Origin of the sequence: Pseudomonas sp. RGM 3321, assembly GCF_022836805.1 — a bacterium.
Classification (GTDB): domain Bacteria; phylum Pseudomonadota; class Gammaproteobacteria; order Pseudomonadales; family Pseudomonadaceae; genus Aquipseudomonas.
Window position 1 is genome coordinate 290,494 of the sequence record NZ_JALHBH010000119.1, and the last position, 22,846, is coordinate 313,339.

21 protein-coding genes are annotated in these 22,846 nt (G+C 60.7%); 5 read left to right on the plus strand and 16 right to left on the minus strand.

The window, feature by feature from the left end:
- Positions 1 to 2 precede the first annotated feature (2 nt).
- The 3 genes from cueR to RGM3321_RS24005 form a co-directional block, all read right to left on the minus strand.
- Positions 3 to 401 (minus strand): Cu(I)-responsive transcriptional regulator, encoded by a 399-nt coding sequence (gene cueR / locus RGM3321_RS23995; RefSeq protein ID WP_005742930.1) that lies wholly within the window; start codon positions 399 to 401, stop codon positions 3 to 5.
- Complete coding sequence (locus tag RGM3321_RS24000; protein WP_244395097.1) at positions 398 to 2,596, minus strand: heavy metal translocating P-type ATPase; 2,199 nt, start codon at positions 2,594 to 2,596, stop codon at positions 398 to 400. The genes cueR and RGM3321_RS24000 overlap by 4 nt, the downstream gene beginning before the upstream one ends.
- A gap of 69 nt (positions 2,597 to 2,665) precedes the next feature.
- Entirely contained in the window at positions 2,666 to 3,046 is a 381-nt protein-coding gene (locus RGM3321_RS24005; protein WP_244395098.1) for a hypothetical protein, read from the minus strand.
- Between the two features lie 146 nt (positions 3,047 to 3,192).
- Between RGM3321_RS24005 and RGM3321_RS24010 the strand changes: the two genes are divergently transcribed.
- On the plus strand, positions 3,193 to 3,390 hold the full coding sequence (locus RGM3321_RS24010) for a heavy-metal-associated domain-containing protein (RefSeq protein ID WP_004659353.1): 198 nt from the start codon (positions 3,193 to 3,195) through the stop codon (positions 3,388 to 3,390).
- A 137-nt stretch (positions 3,391 to 3,527) separates the two neighbouring features.
- On the plus strand, positions 3,528 to 4,724 hold the full coding sequence (locus RGM3321_RS24015) for a multidrug effflux MFS transporter (protein WP_244395099.1): 1,197 nt from the start codon (positions 3,528 to 3,530) through the stop codon (positions 4,722 to 4,724).
- A gap of 54 nt (positions 4,725 to 4,778) precedes the next feature.
- Here RGM3321_RS24015 and RGM3321_RS24020 read toward each other — a convergent pair whose 3' ends face one another.
- A complete protein-coding gene (locus tag RGM3321_RS24020) occupies positions 4,779 to 5,792 on the minus strand; it encodes a zinc-binding alcohol dehydrogenase family protein (RefSeq protein WP_005778965.1) in 1,014 nt (337 codons plus the stop codon).
- A 111-nt stretch (positions 5,793 to 5,903) separates the two neighbouring features.
- Here RGM3321_RS24020 and RGM3321_RS24025 point away from each other — a divergent pair, with 111 nt between their 5' ends.
- Positions 5,904 to 6,827 (plus strand): LysR family transcriptional regulator, encoded by a 924-nt coding sequence (locus RGM3321_RS24025; RefSeq protein ID WP_244395100.1) that lies wholly within the window; start codon positions 5,904 to 5,906, stop codon positions 6,825 to 6,827.
- Between the two features lie 437 nt (positions 6,828 to 7,264).
- Positions 7,265 to 7,957 carry a helix-turn-helix transcriptional regulator gene (locus RGM3321_RS24030; RefSeq protein WP_002555525.1) on the plus strand — a complete coding sequence of 231 codons (693 nt, stop codon included), beginning with the start codon at positions 7,265 to 7,267 and terminating at the stop codon, positions 7,955 to 7,957.
- A gap of 148 nt (positions 7,958 to 8,105) precedes the next feature.
- On the opposite strand, the gene RGM3321_RS24035 is transcribed toward RGM3321_RS24030, so the two are convergent.
- From RGM3321_RS24035 to RGM3321_RS24065, 7 genes are all read right to left on the minus strand, one after another.
- Positions 8,106 to 9,059 carry an adenosine deaminase gene (locus tag RGM3321_RS24035; RefSeq protein ID WP_244395101.1) on the minus strand — a complete coding sequence of 318 codons (954 nt, stop codon included), beginning with the start codon at positions 9,057 to 9,059 and terminating at the stop codon, positions 8,106 to 8,108.
- A 78-nt stretch (positions 9,060 to 9,137) separates the two neighbouring features.
- Positions 9,138 to 10,103, minus strand: a complete 966-nt coding sequence (locus RGM3321_RS24040) for a 2-oxoglutarate and iron-dependent oxygenase domain-containing protein (RefSeq protein WP_244395102.1) — start codon at positions 10,101 to 10,103, stop codon at positions 9,138 to 9,140.
- Between the two features lie 75 nt (positions 10,104 to 10,178).
- Positions 10,179 to 11,273, minus strand: a complete 1,095-nt coding sequence (locus tag RGM3321_RS24045) for a BMP family ABC transporter substrate-binding protein (RefSeq protein WP_002555522.1) — start codon at positions 11,271 to 11,273, stop codon at positions 10,179 to 10,181.
- 339 nt (positions 11,274 to 11,612) lie between these two features.
- Positions 11,613 to 12,404, minus strand: a complete 792-nt coding sequence (gene fecE / locus RGM3321_RS24050) for a Fe(3+) dicitrate ABC transporter ATP-binding protein FecE (RefSeq protein ID WP_244395103.1) — start codon at positions 12,402 to 12,404, stop codon at positions 11,613 to 11,615.
- 4 nt (positions 12,405 to 12,408) lie between these two features.
- A complete protein-coding gene (locus RGM3321_RS24055; RefSeq protein WP_244395104.1) occupies positions 12,409 to 13,377 on the minus strand; it encodes an iron chelate uptake ABC transporter family permease subunit in 969 nt (322 codons plus the stop codon).
- A complete protein-coding gene (gene fecC, locus RGM3321_RS24060; protein WP_044309511.1) occupies positions 13,374 to 14,363 on the minus strand; it encodes an iron-dicitrate ABC transporter permease FecC in 990 nt (329 codons plus the stop codon). The genes RGM3321_RS24055 and fecC overlap by 4 nt, the downstream gene beginning before the upstream one ends.
- Positions 14,364 to 15,284 (minus strand): Fe(3+) dicitrate ABC transporter substrate-binding protein FecB, encoded by a 921-nt coding sequence (locus RGM3321_RS24065; RefSeq protein WP_244395105.1) that lies wholly within the window; start codon positions 15,282 to 15,284, stop codon positions 14,364 to 14,366.
- A 250-nt stretch (positions 15,285 to 15,534) separates the two neighbouring features.
- Here RGM3321_RS24065 and RGM3321_RS24070 point away from each other — a divergent pair, with 250 nt between their 5' ends.
- A complete protein-coding gene (locus tag RGM3321_RS24070) occupies positions 15,535 to 16,632 on the plus strand; it encodes a calcium:proton antiporter (protein ID WP_244395106.1) in 1,098 nt (365 codons plus the stop codon).
- 97 nt (positions 16,633 to 16,729) lie between these two features.
- On the opposite strand, the gene RGM3321_RS24075 is transcribed toward RGM3321_RS24070, so the two are convergent.
- The 5 genes from RGM3321_RS24075 to RGM3321_RS24095 form a co-directional block, all read right to left on the minus strand.
- The gene (locus tag RGM3321_RS24075; RefSeq protein ID WP_244395107.1) at positions 16,730 to 18,085 is read right to left on the minus strand and encodes an 8-oxoguanine deaminase; all 1,356 of its coding nucleotides are present in this window, start codon (positions 18,083 to 18,085) and stop codon (positions 16,730 to 16,732) included.
- A 124-nt stretch (positions 18,086 to 18,209) separates the two neighbouring features.
- Positions 18,210 to 18,899, minus strand: coding sequence for an SDR family oxidoreductase (locus RGM3321_RS24080; protein ID WP_244395108.1), 690 nt, complete (start codon positions 18,897 to 18,899; stop codon positions 18,210 to 18,212).
- Between the two features lie 242 nt (positions 18,900 to 19,141).
- Complete coding sequence (locus RGM3321_RS24085) at positions 19,142 to 20,068, minus strand: ABC transporter permease (RefSeq protein WP_004666363.1); 927 nt, start codon at positions 20,066 to 20,068, stop codon at positions 19,142 to 19,144.
- Positions 20,068 to 21,168: an ABC transporter permease gene (locus tag RGM3321_RS24090; RefSeq protein ID WP_244395109.1), complete on the minus strand. Its 1,101-nt coding sequence runs from the start codon at positions 21,166 to 21,168 to the stop codon at positions 20,068 to 20,070. Before RGM3321_RS24090 ends, RGM3321_RS24085 begins: the two co-directional genes overlap by 1 nt.
- A gap of 11 nt (positions 21,169 to 21,179) precedes the next feature.
- Entirely contained in the window at positions 21,180 to 22,733 is a 1,554-nt protein-coding gene (locus RGM3321_RS24095) for an ABC transporter ATP-binding protein (protein ID WP_244395110.1), read from the minus strand.
- Positions 22,734 to 22,846 lie beyond the last annotated feature (113 nt).

Below are 22,846 nucleotides of genomic sequence, written 5' to 3' on the forward strand. Positions count from 1 at the left end.
GGTTAGCAACACCCGCCCGACGCCAGGTCCTTGAGGATCGGGCAGTCCGGGCGGTCGTCGCCGTGGCAGTGTTCTACCAGTTCCTGAAGCGTATCGCGCAGGCTCGCCAGTTCGTCGATCTTCTGATTCAACTGCACGATGTGCTGACGGGCCAGCGCCTTGACGTCGGCGCTGGCGCGTTGGCGGTCTTGCCAGAGGGTCAGCAGTTTGCCGACTTCCTCCAGCGAGAACCCCAGGTCTCTCGAGCGTTTGATGAACGCCAGCGTGTGTAAATCGTCGGCGCTGTACAGGCGATAGCCACTGTCGCTGCGATGTGCCGCTTGCAGCAGGCCGATGGATTCGTAGTAGCGGATCATCTTCGCACTCAAACCACTGCTTTTCGCCGCCTGACCGATGTTCATGGCGTGTCCTCCAGATCACGGGGTTTCCAGGTTTTCAGCAGCAGCGCATTGCTCACCACGCTGACACTGGACAGCGCCATGGCCGCGCCAGCCAGTACCGGGTTGAGGTAGCCCAGTGCCGCGAGGGGAATGCCGATCAGGTTGTAGACGAATGCCCAGAACAGGTTCTGGCGGATCTTGGCGTAGGTTCGCCGGCTGATGTCCAGCGCCGCCGGAACCAGCCGCGGGTCGCCGCGCATCAAGGTGATGCCTGCTGCATGCATCGCGACGTCCGTTGCGCCGCCCATCGCAATACCCACATCCGCTGCCGCCAGCGCCGGTGCATCGTTGATGCCGTCACCGACCATGGCAACCACATGATGGTTTTTCAGCTGGGTGACGGTGGCTGCCTTGTCGGCAGGCAGCACTTCGGCATGTACATCGTGTATCCCCAAGGCCTGGGCTACTACTTGAGCGCTGCCGCGGTTATCGCCGGTCAGCAGATGGCTGGTAATGCCGCGCGCATTCAGCGCCCTGATCGCCTGATCCGTTCCGGGCTTGAGTGTGTCACCAAAGGCAAACATGCCGATGACCTTCGGCTCTGGAGCCTGCTCGATTAGCCAGGACAGCGTTCGCCCTTCGGCTTCCCAGATACGCGCGGATTCGGCCAGTTCGCCGATGGGCAGGCTGCTTTCATCCAGCAGGCGTCGATTGCCCAGCGCCAGTTCACGGCCCTGAACGGTACCCGCTATGCCCCGGCCGCTGAGTGCATGGCTGCTTTCGGCTGCATCGAGCTTTAGTTGCCATTCATGACACACATCGAGCACCGCCCTGGCCAACGGGTGTTCACTGCCGCGTTGCAGTGCGCCCGCCAGTTGCAACAGGTGTTCTTCATTGTCCGACACCGCACTCATGTTGGTGATGCGCGGCGTGCCCGCGGTCAGCGTGCCGGTCTTGTCGAATACCACGGCATCCACAGCATGGGCGCGCTCCAGTGCCTCTGCATCCTTGATCAGAATGCCGTAGCGCGCCGCCACGCCGGTTCCGGCCATGATCGCTGTAGGTGTCGCAAGGCCCAGAGAGCAGGGGCAGGCAATCACCAATACGGCGACCGCATTGATCAGCGCCACTTCAAGCGAGGCTCCAGCCAGCAGCCAGCCTCCCAATGTGAAAAAGGCAATGGCCAGTACAGCGGGTACAAACACCTGGCTGACTTTATCCACCAGTTTCTGAATTGGGGCCTTGCCCGCCTGAGCGTCTTCGACCAGACGAATGATGCGCGCCAGAACGGTTTCCGCGCCCAGCGCAGTGGTTTTCACCAGCAACTGGCCTTCGCCGTTGATGGCACCCCCCGTGACCTTGTCACCCGCCTGCTTGGCCACCGGCAGGCTTTCACCGGTAATCAGCGCTTCGTCGGCATGGCTGCGGCCTTCGACCACTTCGCCGTCCACCGGAAACCGTTCGCCAGGTTTGACCAGCACTTGATCGCCAAGCTGCAGTGAGCTGATCGCAACGTCCTGTTCGACGCCGTCGACCACGCGCAGCGCGCGTTCCGGGCGTAGCGCCTCAAGGGCACGAATGGCGCTGGCGGTCTGACGCTTGGCGCGGCTTTCCAGGTATTTACCCAATAGCACCAGCGCGATGACCACCGCCGATGCTTCGAAATACAGATGCGGCGTTGTGCCGGGTGCAGCACTCAGCCATTGATAGACGCTCAAGCCGTAGCCCGCGCTGGTGCCGATGGCGACCAGCAGGTCCATATTGCCTGCGCCCGCGCGTACGGCTTTCCAGGCAGCCACATAAAAACGCGCGCCCAGAACGAATTGCACCGGTGTCGCCAGTGCGAATTGCGCCCAGGCGGGTAGCATCCAGTGCACGTCCAGCGGCGTCAGTAACATTGGCGCGATCAACGGCAGTGCCAGCGCGATGGCCAACAGCAGGGCCCATCGTTCGTTGTGCAGGTGGCGTGCTTTCTGGTCAGCTTCGGCGTGGCGATCCTCAACCAGCGTCGCGCGGTAACCAGCACGGCTGACGGCGTCGATCAGGGTTTGCGGATCGGTCTGGGCTGCGGTGTCTACATGGGCGCGTTCATTGGCCAGGTTGACCGTCACGCTGTTGACCCCCGGCACTTTGGCCAGAGCACGCTCGACCCGACCCGCACAACTGGCGCAGGTCATGCCGCTGATCGGCAGGTCGAAGGTGGTGGTTTGTTGCATGTGAATCACTCCCTGAGGCTGGATACCTGCAAGGATCAACCTTGCCACATGGGCAAGGTCAAGCGCGAATCAATAGTTGAGGTCGGCTTTCTTGAGGTACATGCCGTTCAGGTCCGTGGCGATACGGTATTTGAGGATATCGCCCGAGCGGAGCTGGATCCTGGTGCTGCGCGGCGCTTCCATCCCCGGTTCGCAGCCCACTACGGTGCCACGCAGGGTGCTGAGTCTTATCGACACTTCACCGGCAGGCAGGTTGAAAGACACCGAGTCCTCCTGAAAAAGCCTTCCGGCCAGACGGTCCTGCACATAGATGCCGATCTCACAGGAGGTCGCGACTTCCAGGCGCTCTCGGGAAATGATCAGGATGCCGTAATCCTGATCTGCCTGAGTGGCGGGTGCGATAGCCAAGAAACCGAGAATGCTGAAGAGGCTCACTGCTGACCAGCGCATCGCTGATACTCCTGATGTAAACGTTGATGAGTCAGCTTGGCTCACGATCTGCCCGAATACCAGCCCGGCAGCGATAACAGAAACTTGACCTTGCCATGATGACAAGGTTGAAGATGCTCGCTTTCCATCAATAAGGGAGTGACACCATGCAGTTATTCAATGTTCAAGGCATGACCTGCGGGCACTGTGTTCGCGCGGTGACCCAGGCAATCAAGAACGACGACCCAGGCGCTGATGTTCAGGTTGAACTGGCCAGCAAGCAGGTGAAGGTGCAAAGCAGTCTGTCACCCGAGCAGATCGTCAGGTTGATCAGCGAAGAGGGTTATCAGGCGCAGCCGGCATGACGCGGGTCAGGGAGACCGGAGCGGTCTCCCTGTCTGTAAACTTCGAAAAGTTTTGAATTAATTACGGTGTCCTTCGTTCTCTGCAAGGTAAGCCGGTTAGACTAACCCGTTGCCCTGCACCCGTTAATGGACACCCGATGAATCTACGCACAATCCTTATCCTTGGCTCATTGAGTGCCTTCGGCCCTCTGGCCATCGACTTCTATCTTCCTGGCTTTCCGGCCATGGCCTCGTATTTCGGGACCGATGAAAAACATATTCAGTTGACCCTGGCGGCTTATTTTCTCGGGCTTTCCCTGGGGCAACTGGCCTATGGTCCGGTGGCTGACCGGTTCGGCCGACGCATTCCGCTGCTGTTCGGCGTTACCTTGTTCATGCTCGCCTCGATAGCCTGCGCCTTTGCGCCGAGCCTTGAATGGCTGATTGGTGCGCGCTTCGTCCAGGCGTTGGGCGGCTGTGCCGGGATGGTGTTGTCGCGGGCAATCGTCAGTGACAAGTGCAATGCTGTCGAGTCGGCCAAGGTCTTTTCGCAACTGATGCTGGTCATGGGCCTGGCTCCGATTCTGGCACCTATGCTCGGCGGGGTACTGGTCGGCACCTTTGGCTGGCAATCGATCTTTGTCAGCCTGGCGCTTTTCAGTGGTGCCTGCCTGACGGCGGTTGCACTGGGGCTGCCGGAAAGCATGCCCGCCAGCACGCCTCGTCAACCGTTGAGTGGCGCATTTCGTCAGTACTTCAACCTGCTGCAGGACCGCGTCTTCATCGGCCATGCCCTGACGGGCGGCATTGCCATGGCCGGGATGTTCGCTTACGTCGCCGGGTCGCCGTTCGTGTTCATCAAGCTGTACGGCGTACCAGCCGAGCATTACGGCTGGCTGTTCGGGATGAACGCGGCGGGTTTCATTCTGGTCGCGCAGATCAATGCGCGTCTGCTGCGCAAGACGGGGCCAGCATTTTTGCTGTCGCGCACGGTCTGGATCTATCTCACCGCGGCGCTGGTGTTGCTGGCTATCAGCTTGCTGCGCACCGAAGCGCTTTGGCCGCTGCTGGTGCCGTTGTTCATTTGCGTGGCAAGCCTTGGGTGCATCATCCCCAATGCGTCGGCCTGCGCCATGAGCGGCCAGTGGGCACGTGCGGGCAGTGCCTCGGCGCTGCTGGGTTGCCTGCAATTCAGTGTGGCCGCCGTTGCGGCCAGCCTTGTGGGCTTGTTGCATGACGGCACGGCCACACCCATGGCGCTGGTTATCAGCCTGTGCGGTGCACTGACGGTCGGCCTTTCGGTACTGACACGCCGTGCGCAAGGCACGCGGGATGCGCAGGCGAAGCCGGTCTGATCCGGCGCAATGGTTGTGTCAGTCACGCGATGCGCTGACACAACCGTATCGCGTTCAGAACCCTTCCAGTACGACCTTGCCTTTGGCCTTGCCACTTTCCAGCAGGGCATGAGCGCGGCGCAGATTCTCTGCGTTGATGCTGCCGAAGTGCTCACCAAAAGTGGTTTTCAGCGTTCCGGCGTCAATCAGTTCGGCCACCCGGTTGAGCAGGTTGTGCTGTTCGATCATGTCCTCGGTTTCGAACATCGACCGCGTGTACATGAACTCCCAGTGCAGCGACAGGCTCTTGCGCTTGAGCTTCGACACATCCAGAGACTTGGGATCGTCGATCAGCGCCAGCTTGCCTTGTGGCTTGAGCGCCTCGACCAGTTGGTCTAGATGTTGTTCGGTCTGGGTGAGGCTGGCCACATGGGTCACCTGGTTCAGGCCGACGCGTTTCAGTTCTTCGCTCAACGGCTTGCTGTGGTTCAGCACCTCGTGTGCGCCCAGTTCGCGGACCCAGCTTTCGGTCTCGGGCCGGGAAGCTGTGCCGATGACTTTCAGGGTGGTCAACTGACGTGCCAACTGTGTAAGGATCGAACCCACGCCGCCTGCTGCACCGACGATCAGCAGGCTGTGCGAGCCTTCGCCTTTTTGCTGAGCGATCTGCAGGCGCTCGAACAACAGCTCCCAGGCAGTGATCGCCGTCAACGGCAACGCCGCCGCATGGGCAAAGCTCAGGGTTTTCGGCATATGCCCGACAATACGCTCGTCGACCACATGCAGTTCGCTGTTACCACCCGGCCGGGTCAGGGAGCCGGCATAGAACACTTTGTCACCCGGCTTGAACAGCGTGACCTGGCTACCCACCGCTTTCACGACACCTGCCACATCCCAGCCCAGTACCTTCGGAGCGCCGTCCTCGGGCTGGACGTTCTGGCGGATTTTGGTGTCCACCGGGTTGACGGAGATGGCCTTGACCTCGACCAGCAGATCACGAGCGCCAGCCACCGGTTCAGGCAGTTCGATGTCCTGCAATGACAGTGCGTCGCTGATCGGCAGCGAGTGGTAATACGCGATTGCTTTCATGACGGGCCTCTTCAGGAAAATGATAAAGAGATCATTGGCTATTTCCAGTAAAGATAAAACCCGCTAAAACGGCAGGCTCTTTCAATTTTATTTTGATAATACGAGGTATTGATGTTGCGCTTTGACGACTTGCAGTTGTTCGTTCGTGCGGCGGACCTGGGCAGTCTTTCTGCCGCAGCGCGAGTGATGGACATGTCTGCGGCGGTCGCCAGCGCGGCGCTCAAACGCATTGAACGGCAATTGGGTGCGCGCTTGCTGGCACGTTCGACCCGTAGCCTGCGTCTGACCGCCGAAGGCGAGGGGTTTCTGGAGTATGCCCGCGCCGCACTGGGCAGTCTGGAAGAGGGGCGGCGACTGCTGGCCAGCAGCCAGGACCGTTGTGAGGGCGTGTTGCAACTCTCGGCACCGTCGGATCTGGGACGTAACGTGCTCTTGCCCTGGTTCGACGAATTTCAGCAGCAACACCCGCAACTGACCGTGCGCCTGTTGTTGGGTGATCGTATTGCCGACCTGTTCCGCCAGCCGGTCGATGTGGCGCTGCGTTACGGCGAGCCGGAGGATTCAAGCCTGGTCGCATTGCCGGTTTTGCCTGACAACCGGCGGGTGTTGTGTGCCGCGCCGAGTTACCTGCAGCGTCATGGCGAACCGCAGCAGGTTGAGCAACTGGCGCAGCATAACTGCCTGTTGTTCATGCTCGGGGACCGCGTGCATGACCGCTGGACGCTGAATGACGGCAAGCGCGAAATCAGCCTGACGGTCAGCGGCAACCGGTTCAGTGACGACGCAGATGTAGTGCGCCGCTGGGCAGTAGCGGGCGAAGGTGTGGCGTACAAATCCTGGCTGGACGTCGCCGCAGATGTACGGGCCGGGCACCTGAAAGTATTGATGCCAGATTTGATCGGCGAGCGAGCGCCGCTGAACCTGTTATGCGCACACCGGGCGCAGCTCAGCAAGCCGGTCATTCTGTTACTGGAAATGCTCAGGTCACGTTGTAAGCAACAGGCTGTAGGTCCGTCGCCCGTTGGTTTGTTTTAATAGCCACGTCCGGGTAGGAAATAACCTTCGGAAGTGTCGGAAAATATAATATTTGAAAGTGTTTCAATAGTGCAAAGTTTCAACTCTCAGGTGAAGTTGAAACTGACTGTTGTTGAGTGGTTTTGGCGTTTTTGTCATGGGTATTACGCTTGTTTTTTCGATCTCTTTTTGAAGTAATGGTTGAAACCCCTTTGCTAGAGGGGGTTCGCCGTTAAGGCAGGAAGATCTTCCTGCCGATGGGGCGAGAGAAAAACGTGGGTTTTTTCGAGCTGTTGTGCAACAACAGTTTGTACGAATCGTTTTTCGCCCACTGGGGCCGAAGGGCATAGAGTTTATACTTGTCATTTCATATAAGAGCCACGTTCAACTCTACCCGAGGCGTGATTGCTTTCACCCAGTCATCACGATAGATGAATGTTTCAACAGGGAGTGAACACATGGAATACGGACCTTGCATCAGCCAGATCGCAACACTGCTGGCCGACCCCAAGCGCAGCGCAATGATCTGGGCACTGATGGATGGTACTGCTCGTCCTGCCGATGAGTTGGCGATTTTGGCGGGACTCTCGACCTCTTCTGCAGGCGCGCACCTGGCGCGTCTGACCAGTGGCGGTCTGTTGAAACAGGAGGCGCGGGGCCGCAAGCGTTTCTTTCGCCTCGCCGCGCCGGAAGTGGGGGCCGCTGTCGAAGCTCTAGCCTGCGCCTCGCTGGCCAGCGCCGAACAGATCAGCCGCAGGTTTGCTCAGCCTATGCCGCCGTTGCCGCTACGCCGTGCAAGAATCTGCTCCGATCATCTGGGCGGTGAAATGGCCGCCGAGCTTTATCAGCGTCTTCTGGAAGCGGGCTGGATAGAACAGCAAGAGAAGCGCGTCGAGGTCACGAGCAAGGGCGTGGCCAGTTTTGCCGAGCGAGGTATTTACATACCGGCGCTGGCACAGCGCAAGCGTGAAACGGTATGTGCCTGCCCGAAATGGAATGATCGCAACCCGCACCTTGGCGGCGCGCTGGGGGCAGGGCTGCTGCAGTTATTCTTCCAAATGGGCTGGCTACGCACCACCGAGGAACCCAGCACCCTGCAGGTCTCCTCCAGTGGGCAGCGGGAAATCAGCAAGATCGCGGCGGCGGCCTGACGGGAACCACAGGTGTGGCTTGCTCCGCCACTATCGTGCTTTTGCATGCAGTTCCAGACGCTTCGCGTCCTCTTGCGACGCAGAGTGTCGCGAAAGGCATTTCTACGCGAAGCGTGAGGAACGATGGGGGTAGCCGCTCAATCACTCGCTAGGGCTTGACCAGTCGTGCATCCAGGCTGTTTTGTGCCAGACGTTTTGCCTGATCTTCAGTCATGCCCAGGTGGGTGTGCAGCGCGTGGAAGTTCTCGGTAACGTAGCCACCGAAGTAGGCCGGGTCATCCGAGTTGACGGTGACTTTCACGCCGCGCTCGAGCATGTCGAGGATGTTGTGCTGGGCCATGTCGTCGAATACGCAAAGCTTGGTGTTGGACAGCGGGCAGACGGTCAGCGGTATTTGTTCGTCGATGATGCGCTGCATCAGTCGCTCGTCTTCGATGGCGCGTACACCGTGGTCGATGCGCTGGATTTTCAGCAGGTCCAGTGCTTCCCAGATGTATTCCGGCGGGCCTTCTTCCCCGGCGTGGGCGACCGTCAGGAAGCCCTCGCTGCGGGCGCGATCAAATACGCGCTGGAACTTGCTCGGCGGGTGGCCCATCTCGGAGCTGTCGAGGCCCACGGCGACGAACGCATCACGGAACGGCAGCGCCTGATCGAGGGTTTTTTCGGCTTCTTCCTGGGACAGGTGACGCAGGAAACTCAGGATCAGGCCGCTGTCGACACCCAGCTTCGACTTGCCGTCTTTCAGCGCACCGGTAATCCCGGCCAGCACTACTTCAAACGGGATGCCCCGGTCGGTGTGGGTTTGCGGATCGAAGAACGGTTCGGTGTGGATAACGTTCTGTTCCTTGCAGCGCAGCAGGTAAGCCCAGGTCAGGTCGTAGAAGTCCTGCTCTGTGCGCAAAACGTCCGCACCGCGGTAATACAGATCAAGGAATTCCTGCAGGTTGTTGAAGGCATAGGCCTTGCGCAGGGCTTCGACGTCATTCCACGGCAGGGCAATTTTGTTGCGCTCTGCCAAGGCGAACAGCAACTCGGGTTCCAGCGAGCCTTCGAGGTGCAAGTGCAGTTCTGCCTTGGGCAGGGCGTTCAACCAGTCGTACATATTCTTTTCTCATCAGGTGCAGATCGCCGACATTCTACAGATGCACGTCGCTGCGCAGGGTAAAACCTGACCGACCGTTCAACTTGCCTCCTGATCGCGGCGATAAGCATAGGTATCAGCAAAGCGCGACAGCAGAAACTCGGCGCAGGTGGTGACAGGATAGCGCGCGGGCTCGCTTTCGCTCTGGCAACCGGGCAGGCATTCGATGCGCGTGTCGGGATGCGGTTCGGCGAAAAACGGCATCGAATAGCGGTCGACGCCAAGCGGACTGATAACCCGGTGCGGCGTTGACAGATAACGGTCGTTGCTCCAGCGCGCCATCATGTCGCCGAGGTTGACCACGAAGGTGCCGTCAATCGGCGGTGCGTCGATCCATTCGCCTCGCACGTCGCGAACCTGCAAGCCGCCCGCCGTGTCCTGATACAACAGAGTGATGCAGCCATAATCGGTATGCGCGCCTGCGCCTTGTTGCTCGGCAGAGGTCGCCGTGTCACGCGGTGGGTAATGAATCATGCGCAGTACGCTGACCGGGTCCTCGAAACGCTGATCGAAGAAATCACGCTCGATGCCCAGTGCCAGGGTCATGGCGCGCAGCAGGGTTTGCGCCAATGCCTGCATGTCAAGGTAATGCTGCTCCATCAGGCTTTCCCAACCGGGAATGTCCGGGTGCCGATTGGGCCCGCGCAGTGGTTTGCCAGCCAGCACGTCGGGATGGCCGGCATCCAGATGCAGGCCCATGTCGAAGGTTTCCTTCAGGTCGCTCGGCAGGCTGGGGTCCAGTTGCTCGGTGGCGATGGCACCATAGCCGCGATGATGGGTGCTTTGCGTGATATCGATGATGAGTTTTTCGGCTGCCGGACGGGCGAAGAATTCCTTGGCTGCCGATTGCACCTGCTCGATGCGTTGCGCGCTGATCGGGTGGCCCTTGATGTAAAAGAAGCCCCATTGCCGACAGGCACTGTCGATCTGCCGGGCGACATCCTTCCAGGCTTCAAGGTCGGTGCCGTAGAGCGGGGCTATGTCGATGACGGGAAGCTGGTCCATTAACGGTCCTGGAAATCATGTGGTGTTCGCTGTCGATGAGCGTGCCCGCCGAAGCGGGCACGAGACGCCAGGAGGTTATTTAGGCAGTTCGGCCTTGATCCCTTCAACGTAATAGTTCATCGACGCCAGCTCGGCGTTGGTTGCAACCACACCGTCAGCAATTTTCACGGTGCCGTTCTGGTCCTTGATCGGTCCGGTGAACGGATGGAATTCGCCGCTTTCGATGCTGGCGATGATCTTCTGCGCTTCAGCCTTCACATCAGCAGGCACCACGTCGCTGATCGGCAACTCGACCGTACCTTCTTTCAGGCCGCCCCAGTAATCCTGTGGTTTCCAGGTGCCTGCGATTGCGCCTTCGGCGGCCTGAATGTAATGCGGGCCCCAATTGTTGACGATGGAAGCCAGTACCGCTTTCGGCCCGAAGTGCGCCATGTCCGAAGCGTAGCCGACTGCATAGACGCCACGACGCTCGGCGGTCTGGATCGGCGCCGGGCTGTCGGTGTGCTGGAAGACCACGTCAACGCCCTGATCGATGAGCGCGTTGGCAGCATCGGCTTCCTTGCCCGGATCGAACCAGGAGTTGACCCACACCACTTTGATCTCGGTGCCCGGATTGTATTTGTTCAGCGCCAGCTGGATGGCGTCGATGTCACGCAGCACTTCAGGGATCGGGAATGAGGCGACATACCCGATTTTCTTGGTCTTGGTCATTTTCGCGGCGATGTAACCGCTCACGTAACGACCTTCATAGGTGCGGGCCAGATACGTACCCATGTTCTTGTCCTGCTTGTAGCCGGTCGCATGCTCGAATTTCACCTTGGGGAATTGCTTGGCGACTTTCAGAGTGGGGTTCATGTAGCCGAACGAGGTACTGAAGATGAGGTCGTAACCGCCCTTGGCCATGTTGCGTATAACCCGTTCGGCGTCCGCGCCTTCCGGTACGTTTTCCACGTAGCTGCTGGTGACCTTGTCACCCAGCGCCTTGACCATCGCCTGGCGACCCTGCTCGTGCTGATAGGTCCAGCCGTGGTCGCCAATGGGGCCGATGTAGACGAATCCGACTTTCAGCGGATCGGCTGCCGAGGCGAGCAGGCTGGAGCCAATGCCGACAACGGCGGCCATGGCACACAGCAGTTTTTTCAGAGGGCGACGTGGGTTGGTCAGGTGCATCGGGTCTAGCTCCTTGCGGTCTTGTTGGAGTGCATACCCCGACAATGCAAATAACTGACCAACAGGACAACTTACGATGCTGGCTTGCTTCCCTGCGCAGCGCGCCTATTGTTGTACATAGGTTTCGATGAGCCTGGAATATGTGACTTTCAGGTTTCTGCCCGCAGGGCGTGGGAGCGAACTTGTTCGCGAAAGGGCCGATACATACTCCGAAAAATCATCGTCTGACCGATCTTCTTCGCGAACAAGTTCGCTCCTACGGCCTTCGGCCAGAATCAAGAGCAGTTTTGTGTATCGCCAGAGTGCAGCGGGAAGGTGCAGACGCGGCGGGCTACGCCGCTAACTGGTGCAGCGCGTGCTGCGCTCGACGATGCACATTGGCGTACCGGCCACGGGCTCGCGCATGATCTGCACCTGCACATCGAACACCTGGCAGACCAGCTCGGCTGTCAGCACCTCGCCCGGCGCGCCGCAGGTCACCAGACGCCCACCCTGCATGACCGCCAGATGGTCGGCGTAGCGGCAGGCCTGATTGATGTCGTGCAGCACGGTAATCACCGTCTTGCCTTCGGCGCTCAACTCACGCATCAGGTCCAGCAGTTCGACCTGATGGCAGATGTCCAGATAGGTGGTCGGCTCGTCGAGCAGGACGATGGCCGCGTCCTGCGCAAGGATCATCGCCAGCCAGGCGCGTTGTCGTTGCCCGCCGGACAGATCGGACAGCGGGCGCTCGGCCAGTGTGTCCAGCTCCATGCGCTGCAAGGCCTGATCGACACTGTGCTGATCGGCACCACTCAGGCGTCCCCACAGGCTGTTGTGCGGACTGCGGCCGTACGCCACCAGCTGACGCACGCTGACGCCTTCCGGAATCGGCAGCACTTGCGGCAGAAAAGCCACCTTGCGGGCCAGCTCTTTGGCGGAGAGCTGGCTGTAGGCTTTGCCGTCGAGACTCATACTGCCCGATAGCGGGGTGAGAATCCGTGCAAACGCCTTGAGCAGTGTGGATTTTCCGCAACCGTTGGGGCCGATCAGCGCGGTGACCTGCGCAGGCGGCGGGCTGAATGACAGGTCCTGCACGATCCGCGTTGCGCCATAGCCGATGTCGAGTTGCTGCGCCTTCAGAATACTCATGGGATCAACCTTTGAATCGGGCCAGCAGCCAGAGGAAATACGGAGCGCCGATCACCGCCGTGAGAATACCGGCGGGGATCTCGCTGGGGGCGATCAATGTGCGCCCCAGCGTATCGGCCAGCACCAGCAATAACGCGCCCAATACCATGGAGGCGGGCAGCAGGTATTGATGATGACCGCCGACCAGACGGCGGGCCATGTGTGGCGCGACCAGCCCGACAAAACTCACCGGACCGATGATGCCCACGCCCAGACTGGTCAACAGCACGGCACTGCCCATCGCCAGCCAGCGCGTACGTTTGAGGCCGGTGCCCAGGCTCTGCGCTGCTTCATCGCCCAGGCCGATCAGGTTCAGCGGTTTGGCCAGCAGCAAACTGAGCGGGATCAACAGCAGAAGCGGCGAGGCCAGCCACACATGGTGCCAGTTACGGCTCCACAAACTGCCGGTCAGGGCCAGCAGGGCGGTGTTGATATCCAGCGGGTTGGACAGAATCAGGAACTCGGTAATGCTCGACAGCGTCACCGCAATCGCGACCCCGGAGAGCGCGAAACGCACGCCGGAAAACTGCACACCGGTGTTGTACAACGCCAGCAGCAATGCCCCCGCCGCACCGCCCAGACACGCCACAAACGGCAGCGCGGACACCGGCAATTGCGGCAGGCCGATGATGGCGATGGTCAACGCCAGCCCTGCGCCCTGGGTCACGCCAAGAATTTCCGGCGAGGCCAGCGGGTTGCGGATCACGCCTTGCACTATGGCGCCAGCCAGGCCGAAGGCGCAGCCGGTCATGATTGCGATCAAACCGCGTGGCAGACGGTGATTCCAGACTTCGAAGTCCTTGCTGTCGTGGGCGATCAGATGATCAAGCACTGCGCCGGGCGTCAGCCAGACGGTGCCCGCGCTGAGGCTCAGCAGCAGGGCCAGTGCCAGCAACATAATCAGCAACAACAGCCGTGGGCGGGGCTGGCTCATAGCGCACGCCTCGCCAGAAACAGAAAGAACGGCGCGCCAATCAGCGCAGTGACCACGCCGGCCGGCGTTTCCACGGGGAACGCCACGGCGCGGCTGATCAGGTCGGAAGCCAGCACGATAGCCGCGCCCAGCCCGGCGCTGATCGGGATCAACCAGCGGTAGTCATTGCCCAGCCATTGGCGAGCAATGTTCGGCGCGATCAGGCCGACAAACGCTATCGGCCCCACCGCACAGACGCTGGCGCCGACCAGCAGCAGACTGACCACGAACACCAGCAGGCGCAAGGCACCGATACGTACACCCAGTGAACGGGCAGCGTCTTCGCCAAGGTTGATCAGGTTCAAGCGCGGCGCACAGGCAATCGCCAGCACCACGCCGATCAGCGTGCACGGCCAGAGCAGTTGCAACTGCGCCGCGCCGACGTTGGCCAGCGATCCGGCCAGCCAGTTGAGGACACTTTGCGCCTGCGCTTCGACAAGAATTACGGTGAGACGGGTCAAGGCTGCGCACAGCGCGGCGACGGCGACACCCGCCAGCACCAGTCGCCCCTGAGCCGTGGCGGGTGACCATGCACCGCCAAGACTGAACACGGTGATCCACGCCAGCGCACCACCGAGGCAGGTCATCAGCAGGGCACCACCGGGGAAGGGCAGAGCGACCAGACCTGTGGAAAACAGCGCCAGCCCCAACGCTGCGCCTGCCGTAACGCCAAACAATGAGGGCGAGGCCAGACGGTTGCGCGTGATGCCCTGCATCAAGGCCCCGGCCACGCCCAGGCAGGCACCGACCAGCGCCGCGCACAAGGCACGTGGCACGCGCAATTGCGCAACGATGTAAGCGATGTTGCCGCCTTCGCGACCCTGCGTGATCAGTCCGTTCCAGGCATCCACCTGACGAATGCTGAACGACGACAGGGCGAACAGCGACACCCAGAACAGTCCCAGGCAGGTCGCGGTGATCACGCCTGCCATCAGCCAGCGACGCATTTACGGGTTCAGCACGGCCTTGCCGCCCTTGAGCACGGCAAGCGCATCGTCGGCGATCTGCTCGGAGGCCATGATCCCGCGATTGCGCGCCCAGCTGTCGCCGTCAACCTCGGCCACCTGCTTGTTACGTACTGCGCCAAGCACCTGCCACAGCGGCTGCTTGCTCCAGCTGTCGACAATGCTCGGGCGACGATAATGACCGACCAGCAACCAGCCAGGGTCCAATGCCAGCAACTGCTCCAGACTTACGAATTCTGTGGGTGCGGCGTCTTTGCGTACTTCCGGGACCTTCAGACCGATCGCCTGCAACACGCTGCCTGCGTACGAGTGCGGGCCATGTACCGAGAAGCTGTCTTCGCGAGCAACGCCGAACAGCACATTGGTGTTGGCCGGAATCTGCTCGGCGACAGTCTTCAGGTGCTGGCGGTTCTCCGCGATCCGCGCTTGCATCTCTGGGCCTTTGCCCAGCGCCACGCCAATCAGCTCGGCAGATTTCAGACTGCCCTGATAATCCTCGCCGCGCGACGGCAGCATCAATGTCGGTGCCAGACTGGCCAGATCGTTGTAAAGCGCCTGATGGCGGCCGAGGTCGGCAATGATCAGGTCCGGCTTGAGCCGCGCGATCACTTCTATATTGGGTTGCGAGCGCAGTCCCACGGACTGCCATTCGCCTACGGCTTTGCGCACTTTGGGCAGTACCCGGTTGGCATCGCCATCGTCCGCGGCACCGACGGGCGTTACGCCGACCGACGCCAGACCGTCGAGAAACGAGAACTCCAGCACCACAACGCGTTTGGGGGCGTCGTGCAGGTGGACTTTGTGTTGACCGTCATCGATATCGATAGGCGCGGCCTGGGCTGCGCTGGCCATCAGGGTCAGCAGGCCGCAAGCCAGCAGATGCGGAAGTCGAAAAGCACGCATGGCGAAGGTCCTTGTACTAAACAGACGCACCAGAGAGGTCGCGTAGAAAACGGCGGGCGCTATTGTTGAAAAACGGCGGGCACTATTTCACATCGTGACGACGGGATCAAAAGTCATTTACGTGTGGGTGCAGTTCTCATTCGGGTCATTTGTTGAAACCTTTTGTCACACACCGCACTCTGAACGGCTTCAGTGACAGACACGTTCATGACTATCCGCGGCGATCTGTCGCAAGGGTTTGGAGAAAGTAATGGGCGCTTTGCTCAAGCAAGAAAAGTTTCTACTGCTGGCAATCATTGCCATGTTTGTCGCCTATCCGCTGGAGCATGTGCTGCTGGGCAACGGACAGGTCGTCGCACTGGTTTCCGGGTTGGCGCTGGTCGGCTTCATCGTCTGCGCCTCGATGCGCGTCGCGCACCACGCCGAGATGCTCGCGGAAAAGGTCGGTGATCCCTACGGGACGATGATCCTCACGCTCTCGGCGGTGCTGGTCGAAGTGGTGATTCTGGCGATCATGATGAGCAACGAGCCATCGCCGACGCTGGTGCGGGACACGATTTACTCGGCAGTAATACTCGACATCAACGGCATCCTTGGCCTTGCCGCGCTGATGGGCGGCATCAAGCATGGCGAGCAGTCCTATAACGATGACTCGGCGCGCACCTACAGCGTGATGATCCTCACCGCCATGGGCGTGTCGATGGTGGTGCCCGAGTTCATCCCCAAAGGCGACTGGAAGATCTATTCGGCGTTCACCATTGGCGCGATGATTCTGCTCTACACGCTGTTCCTGCGCATGCAGGTCGGCCCGCACAGCTACTTTTTCAGCTACAGCTACCCGGAAAAGAAAAAACGCCAGGGCTCGGATCAGGCTGAGCAGCATGCAGAGCCGGTCAACCTGACCCGCTCGATCGCCACGCTGGTCACCGGCGTGGTGGTGATCGGAGCGCTGGCCGAAGTGATGTCCAAGACGGTCGACCTGGGTCTGGAAGGGACGGGTGCACCGCCAGTGATGACCGCCATTCTGGTGGCCGCCATTTCCGCAGCGCCGGAGATTCTGACCGCTCTACGTGCGGCACTCGCCAACCGCATGCAGTCGGTGGTCAATATCGCTTTGGGCGCATCGTTGTCCACCGTGATTCTGACGGTTCCGGTCATGGAGGCGATGGCGCTATACAGCGGCCAGCCGTTCCAGATGGCCATGACGCCGGTGCAGACCGTGATGATCTTCATCACCCTGCTGGTGTCCGCCATCAACCTCAACGACGGCGAAACCAACGCCATCGAAGGCATGACCCACTTCGTACTGTTCGCGACGTTCATCATGCTGTCGTGCCTGGGGCTTTAGGGCTCCCACGCTCTGCGTCACAAGAGCACGCAGAGCGTCCTGAAGTGCATGCCGACGCGGAGCGTCGCACGATAGTTGAGATTATCGCTGCGCACGTTCAGCCCTGAATCAACTCTCGCGCTGCCTGGCTGTGATCGGCAATCAGCTGCTTGATATCCAGGCCTTCAACCTGCCTGTCAATCACTCGCCACCGACCGCCAACCATCACTCGGTCGGCACGGTCCGCGCCGCACAGCAACAGCGCCGAGAGCGGATCATGGCTGCCGGAGAAGCGCAGTTCGTCCAGCTTGAACAGCGCCAGATCGGCCTGTTTACCCACCGCCAGCTCACCGATATCGGTACGCCCCAGTAATTGCGCGGACCCCTTGGTGGCCCAGCCCAGCACGAGCTGCGGGGTGATTTTTTCGGCACCGTAGCGCAGGCGCTGCAGGTAAAGCGCCTGGCGGGTTTCGAGGATCATGTTCGATGCATCGTTGGACGCCGAACCATCGACTCCGAGCCCCAGGGGTGTGCCGGCAGCGATCAGCTCCAGGGTCGGGCAGATGCCGGAAGCCAGGCGCATGTTCGAGCTTGGGCAGTGACAGACGCCGGTGCCCGCAGCGCCGAGGCGGGCGATTTCGTCGGGGTTGAAGTGGATGCCATGGGCCAGCCAGGTACGCGGTCCCAACCAGCCGACACTGTCAAGATAATCCACGGTGCGCAGGCCGAAGCGTTGCAGGCAGAAGTCTTCTTCGTCGAGGGTTTCGGCCAGGTGGGTGTGCAGGCGTACGTCGAGTTTTTCGGCCATGGCCGCACTCTCGGCCATGATCTGCGGCGTGACCGAAAACGGCGAGCAGGGCGCCAGGGCGATCTGAATCTGCGCGCCGTCGCCACGCTCATGGTAGGTCTCGATCAAACGCTGGCTGTCGGCCAGAATCACCTCGCCCTGCTGCACGGTTTGCTGCGGCGGCAAGCCTCCATCCGCTTCGCCCAGGCTCATCGAACCGCGCGTCAGCATCGCGCGCATGCCCAACTCCCGAACGCTCTGCACCTGTACATCGATGGCGTGCTCCAGCCCATCGGGAAACAGATAGTGGTGGTCGGCAGCGGTTGTGCACCCGGACAGTAACAACTCGGCCAGCGCCACCTTGCTGGCGACCGCGAGCCTCTCCGGCGTCAGGCGCGCCCACACCGGGTACAGGGTTTTCAGCCACGGGAATAATGGCTGATTGACCACCGGTGCCCAGGCGCGGGTGAGGGTTTGGTAGAAGTGATGATGCGTGTTGATCAGCCCCGGCAGCAGCACATGCTCGCGGGCATCGAATGTTTGTGTGCAGGGCGTCGACGGTTGTTGTCCGGCCGCCAGCACTTCAGTGATGACGCCACCTTCAATGACCAGACCGCCACGGGCGTCCAGGTCATTGGCGGTAAACACAGCAAGGGGATTTTTCAACCAGATACGGATCGCGGGCATCGGCCGGCTCCTCTGAAAGACAGGTTCAGGGTTAGCCAGCTCAGTGTTGCCCTGTCTGCTGATCCAGGGTTGCCGGGGTTTCAGGTGCCCCGGCAAAGAGTCGCGATTTTAGTTGAGTGGCCGGTTACCAGGCAATCGCCTTGCCCTGATAATCGATGAAGTGATGGCCGCCCTTGCCTGCGTAGGCATTGAGCTGTTGCACGAGACCGGTGGTACTGGTCAGCACGTCGATGGCCGCGTTCTCACCGCCCATATCGGTTTTCACCCAACCCGGATGCAACGACAAAACGGTGGGACGATTTTCGCCCAACTGGCTGACAAAGGTATTGGTCATCGAGTTGAGCGCCGCCTTGCTGGCCTTGTACAGCGCCAGTTCCGCGCCATCCGGACAAGCAACGCTACCCAGCCACGAACTCATGAACGCCAGAACGCCCGTTTCAGGGCGGATTTGCTCAATGAAGCGTTCGGCCAGACGAATCGGCGCGACAGCGTTGGTCAGGAACAACTGCCCAAGCTCGGCGGCTGTCGACTTCGCCGCGCTCTGATGTTGCGCACCGGTAATCCCGGCATTGACGAACAGCACGTCGAAGACTTCGCCTTTAAGCTTCTGGACCAGCACTTCCAGCGACGCAGGTTCGTCCAGATCGACCGCTTCGATGCGCACGCCTTCTACCGCTTTGAGGTTTTCGGCATTTTGCGGATCACGTACGGTGGCGGTGACCTGCCAGCCCTGTTCGGTCAAGCGCTGCACCAGCCCGAGCCCGAGGCCACGCGAAGCACCGATAATGAGGGCGGTTTTCTTGGTAGTGGTCATGAATAATTCCTTGGCAAATTGAGAGACAGACTCCATGGCAGCGCCAGCAGTACCTCTCGAAAGTCTCGACCCTGCAGCGTACTACTGCCTATGCAGTGTTGGAATCTCCGTGAGCCGGAAACGTTCAAGGTAGATGTCTGACGCTGAGCATTGGCACGATAGGCGGGATTATCGTTCCGCACGCTCAGCGTGGGAATGCCGTTCGTGATGCTCTGCGTCAGCCATTCGCGCCGCTAGCTTCCTCAATGCCCCGCCCGCCATGGCTGTCCCAGCGAAACCGGCGCATACAGTCGGGTGCGCAGGGCGTCGCGGGAGAGCAGGACGAGGACGATGATGGTGGCGAGGTAGGGCAGCATCGCCAGCAGATTGGACGGGATGGCCAGGCCGATGCCTTGCGCGACCAGGTGCAGAATGCTGGCGAGGCCGAACAGATAGGCTCCGAGCAGTAGACGCCACACGCGCCAGCTGGCGAACACCACCAGCGCCAAGGCTATCCAGCCGCGTCCGGCGCTCATGTTTTCCGCCCACATCGGCGTATAGGCCAGCGACAGGTAAGCCCCGGCCAGGCCAGCCATTGCGCCGCCGAACAGCACTGCGAGGGTGCGTACGCGCAACACCGGCAAGCCCATGGCGCTGGCCGCATCAGGGTTTTCACCGACGGCCTGGATGATCAGCCCGACGCGGCTTTTCAGCAAGGCCCAGGCGACCAGCGCGAACAAGGCAAAGGACAGGTAGACCAGCAAGTCCTGGGCAAACAGCATGCGGCCAATCAGCGGAATGTCACTCAGCAGCGGGATGGCCACCGGTTCGAAACCGCTCAATGGCTTGCCGACCCAGGCGGCGCCGACGAAGCTGGAAAGGCCGACACCGAAGATGGTCAGCGCCAGCCCGGTCGCGACCTGATTGGCGTTGAACACCAGCGCCACCAGCGCAAACAGTGCCGACAGCAGCATGCCAGCGAGCATCGCCAGCAGCACGCCCAGCCATAGATTGCCGGTACTCAGGGCGATGATGAAACCGATCACCGCGCCAAACAGCATCATGCCTTCCTGACCCAGATTGATGACGCCGCTTTTTTCGCAGATCAGTTCGCCCAGCGCCACCAGCAGCAAGGGGGTTCCGCAGCGGACCATAGCGTAGAAAATGTTGCTCAACAGGTCGATATCCATCATGCGGCTCCTATGACGGCGGTCATCTGGCGCTTGACCCAGTGCAGTTTCAAACGTGGGCGATAGAGAATCAGCACATCACAGGCCAGCAGGAAGAACAGCATCATCCCCTGAAACAATTGCGTGATTGCCAAGGGCAGGTTCAAGGTCATTTGTGCGCTTTCACCGCCCAGGTACAGCAAGGCGATCAGCAGGCTGGAGAACAGAATGCCGATGGGGTTGAGGCGTCCGAGAAAAGCCACGGTGATCGCGGCATAGCCGTAACCCGGCGAGACCTGCGGCACCAGTTGGCCGATCGGTCCGGTCACTTCCGACACGCCCGCCAGACCTGCCAGTGCGCCACTTATCAACAGCGCCAGCCATACCAGTTGCTTCTCGCGAAAGCCGACGAAACCGGCAGCACGCTTGTCGAGCCCGAGCACCTTGATCTGGAAACCGACAAAGCTGCGCTGCAGCAATACCCAGACCGCGACCAGTGCCAGCAGCGCGAAGTACACGCCGATATGCGCGCGGCCATCTTCCATCAGCAGCGGCAGACGGCTGGCGTCGCCGAAAGTCGCTGACTCCGGGAAGTTCATGCCCGCCGGGTCCTTGAGCGGCCCGTGCACGAAGTACAGCAACAAGTTGAGGGCGATGTAGTTGAGCATGATGCTGGTGAGGATTTCATTGGCGTTGAAGTGCGTGCGCAGCCAGGCGGTCAATCCCGCCCATGCCGCGCCTGCAAGCGTGCCGGCCAGCAACACCATGACCAAGGCCCAGCGACTTTCCATCTCTATGATATTCACCGCCACGGCACTACCCGCCAGCGCGCCGAGCAGCAACTGGCCTTCCGCGCCGATGTTCCAGATACGCGCTTGATACGCGACCGCCAGGCCCAGCGCGCAGAGCAGAATAGGTAAGGTTTTGACCATCAATTCCGACACACCATACCAGTCGCTGACCGGCGCGATCAGCAAGGTGTGCAGCGTCTGCCAAGGGTTGAGCCCCAGGCCGATGAACAGCAGTGAGCCGCAGACCAGTGTCAGGACGGCAGCCAGTAAAGGGGAGCACCACAACATGGCGCGCGATTGCTGGCCGCGCGGTTCCAGAGAAAGCAGCATCTTTTGCTCCGTTAACCCGCCGTATGGGCCTGGGTGTGAGAATGATCGAACTGTCCCGCCATCCAGCCGCCGATTTGCACGGTGCTGGTCTGTTCAGTGGGGATCAGGTCGGAAAGCTGGCCGCCGCTCAGGGCGGCGAGTCGGTCGCTGATCTGGAACAATTCGTCCAGGTCTTCGGAGATCACCAGAATCGCGGCCCCCGCATCGCGTAAGGCAATCAGCGCCCGATGGATCGCCGCCGCCGCGCCGACATCCACGCCCCAGGTGGGGTGCGCGGCAATCAACAGTTTCGGCTTTTGCAGGATTTCCCGACCGAGAATGAATTTCTGCAGGTTGCCGCCCGACAGACTGCGCGCCGCGGCCTGTGCATCCGGCGTCTTGACTGCAAAGCGCCGAATGATTTCGTCAGCCAGTGCGCGCACCTTGCTGCGCTGGATCAGGCCATTACTTACCAGTCCTTGCTGGAAGGCGGTAAGCAGCGCGTTGTCGGCGAGACTGAGTTCTGGCACTGCGCCATGTCCCAGACGCTCGGCCGGGACGAATGCCAGGCCACGCTTGCGCCGCGCATCGGGGCGCAGGTTGCCGACCGGGGTATCCTCGAAGCGCAGGGTCGCCGCTTGGGCATGCGGCAAGGTCTGTTCGCCGCTGAGCAGCGCCAGCAATTCATCCTGACCATTACCGGCCACGCCTGCGATACCGACGATTTCGCCGCTGCGTACTTCCAGGCTGAGGTCTTTGAGTGAGCAGCCGAACGGGTCCGGGTTGTGCCAGGACAGCTTGTCGATGCGCAAAAAGGCTGTGCTGCCGCTGACTTTCTCATACTGAGCGGTCAGCCCTTCGGCATCGCCGACCATCAAGCGCGCCAGTTCCAGATCGGAGCAGTCAGCGGGAATGCAGTGCCCGGAGACCTTGCCGTTGCGCAGCACGGTTGCGCTGTGACACAGGGTACGAACCTCGCCCAGCTTGTGACTGATAAACAGAATGCTGCAGCCCTCTGCGGCCAAATGCCTGAGGGTCACGAACAGCTCTTCGGCTTCCTGGGGTGTGAGCACTGACGTGGGCTCGTCGAGGATCAACAGACGAATGTCCTGCATCAGGCAACGAATGATTTCGACTTTCTGCCGCTCGCCAATCGACAGGCTGTGGACCAGGCGCTGGGGCTCCACTGCCATGCCGTAGCGTTGCGAAACCTCGCGAATGCGCGGTTCCAGTTGTTTGGGCGTGCCTGCCGCTGCGCCCATCGCCAGGGCGATGTTTTGCGCGACGCTGAGGGTTTCGAACAGCGAGAAATGCTGGAAAACCATACCGATCCCCAGGCTTCTGGCCTGTGCCGGATTACGCATGGTCTGCGCCTGGCCTTGCCAGATGATCGACCCGGCGTCGGGTTGCGTCACGCCATAGATGATCTTCATCAGCGTGCTTTTACCGGCGCCGTTCTCTCCCAGCAGTGCATGAATTTCGCCGGGCTGAATCGTCAAGTCGACAGCGTCGTTGGCCAGGCAGCCAGGATACCGTTTAGTGATGTGGCGCAGTTGTAGACGCGCAGGTATCGCGTGGTTTGACATGAAAGGCTCGAAGGCAGAAGTGGGTCGCTTGTGGATAAAGCAAAATCCTGGCCAAGGAGTCAGGATTCTGGCCCTGTGCGTTCAATCAAGGCTGAGTAAGGCGTTTTCGACAT

Excerpts from the sequence above, each read along its gene's own strand:
- RGM3321_RS24010 (WP_004659353.1), top strand. The coding sequence starts at position 3,193 with ATGCAGTTATTCAATGTTCAAGGCATGACCTGCGGGCACTGTGTTCGC.
- RGM3321_RS24020 (WP_005778965.1), bottom strand. The coding sequence starts at position 5,792 with ATGAAAGCAATCGCGTATTACCACTCGCTGCCGATCAGCGACGCACTG.
- RGM3321_RS24025 (WP_244395100.1), top strand. The coding sequence starts at position 5,904 with ATGTTGCGCTTTGACGACTTGCAGTTGTTCGTTCGTGCGGCGGACCTG.
- RGM3321_RS24090 (WP_244395109.1), bottom strand. The coding sequence starts at position 21,168 with ATGCTGCTTTCTCTGGAACCGCGCGGCCAGCAATCGCGCGCCATGTTG.
- RGM3321_RS24085 (WP_004666363.1), bottom strand. The coding sequence starts at position 20,068 with ATGGATATCGACCTGTTGAGCAACATTTTCTACGCTATGGTCCGCTGC.
- RGM3321_RS24030 (WP_002555525.1), top strand. The coding sequence starts at position 7,265 with ATGGAATACGGACCTTGCATCAGCCAGATCGCAACACTGCTGGCCGAC.
- RGM3321_RS24040 (WP_244395102.1), bottom strand. The coding sequence starts at position 10,103 with ATGGACCAGCTTCCCGTCATCGACATAGCCCCGCTCTACGGCACCGAC.
- RGM3321_RS24000 (WP_244395097.1), bottom strand. The coding sequence starts at position 2,596 with ATGCAACAAACCACCACCTTCGACCTGCCGATCAGCGGCATGACCTGC.
- RGM3321_RS24005 (WP_244395098.1), bottom strand. The coding sequence starts at position 3,046 with ATGCGCTGGTCAGCAGTGAGCCTCTTCAGCATTCTCGGTTTCTTGGCT.
- RGM3321_RS24065 (WP_244395105.1), bottom strand. The coding sequence starts at position 15,284 with ATGCGTGCTTTTCGACTTCCGCATCTGCTGGCTTGCGGCCTGCTGACC.
- cueR (WP_005742930.1), bottom strand. The coding sequence starts at position 401 with ATGAACATCGGTCAGGCGGCGAAAAGCAGTGGTTTGAGTGCGAAGATG.
- RGM3321_RS24055 (WP_244395104.1), bottom strand. The coding sequence starts at position 13,377 with ATGAGCCAGCCCCGCCCACGGCTGTTGTTGCTGATTATGTTGCTGGCA.
- RGM3321_RS24015 (WP_244395099.1), top strand. The coding sequence starts at position 3,528 with ATGAATCTACGCACAATCCTTATCCTTGGCTCATTGAGTGCCTTCGGC.
- fecC (WP_044309511.1), bottom strand. The coding sequence starts at position 14,363 with ATGCGTCGCTGGCTGATGGCAGGCGTGATCACCGCGACCTGCCTGGGA.
- RGM3321_RS24095 (WP_244395110.1), bottom strand. The coding sequence starts at position 22,733 with ATGTCAAACCACGCGATACCTGCGCGTCTACAACTGCGCCACATCACT.
- RGM3321_RS24070 (WP_244395106.1), top strand. The coding sequence starts at position 15,535 with ATGGGCGCTTTGCTCAAGCAAGAAAAGTTTCTACTGCTGGCAATCATT.
- RGM3321_RS24075 (WP_244395107.1), bottom strand. The coding sequence starts at position 18,085 with ATGCCCGCGATCCGTATCTGGTTGAAAAATCCCCTTGCTGTGTTTACC.
- RGM3321_RS24035 (WP_244395101.1), bottom strand. The coding sequence starts at position 9,059 with ATGTACGACTGGTTGAACGCCCTGCCCAAGGCAGAACTGCACTTGCAC.
- fecE (WP_244395103.1), bottom strand. The coding sequence starts at position 12,404 with ATGAGTATTCTGAAGGCGCAGCAACTCGACATCGGCTATGGCGCAACG.
- RGM3321_RS24045 (WP_002555522.1), bottom strand. The coding sequence starts at position 11,273 with ATGCACCTGACCAACCCACGTCGCCCTCTGAAAAAACTGCTGTGTGCC.
- RGM3321_RS24080 (WP_244395108.1), bottom strand. The coding sequence starts at position 18,899 with ATGACCACTACCAAGAAAACCGCCCTCATTATCGGTGCTTCGCGTGGC.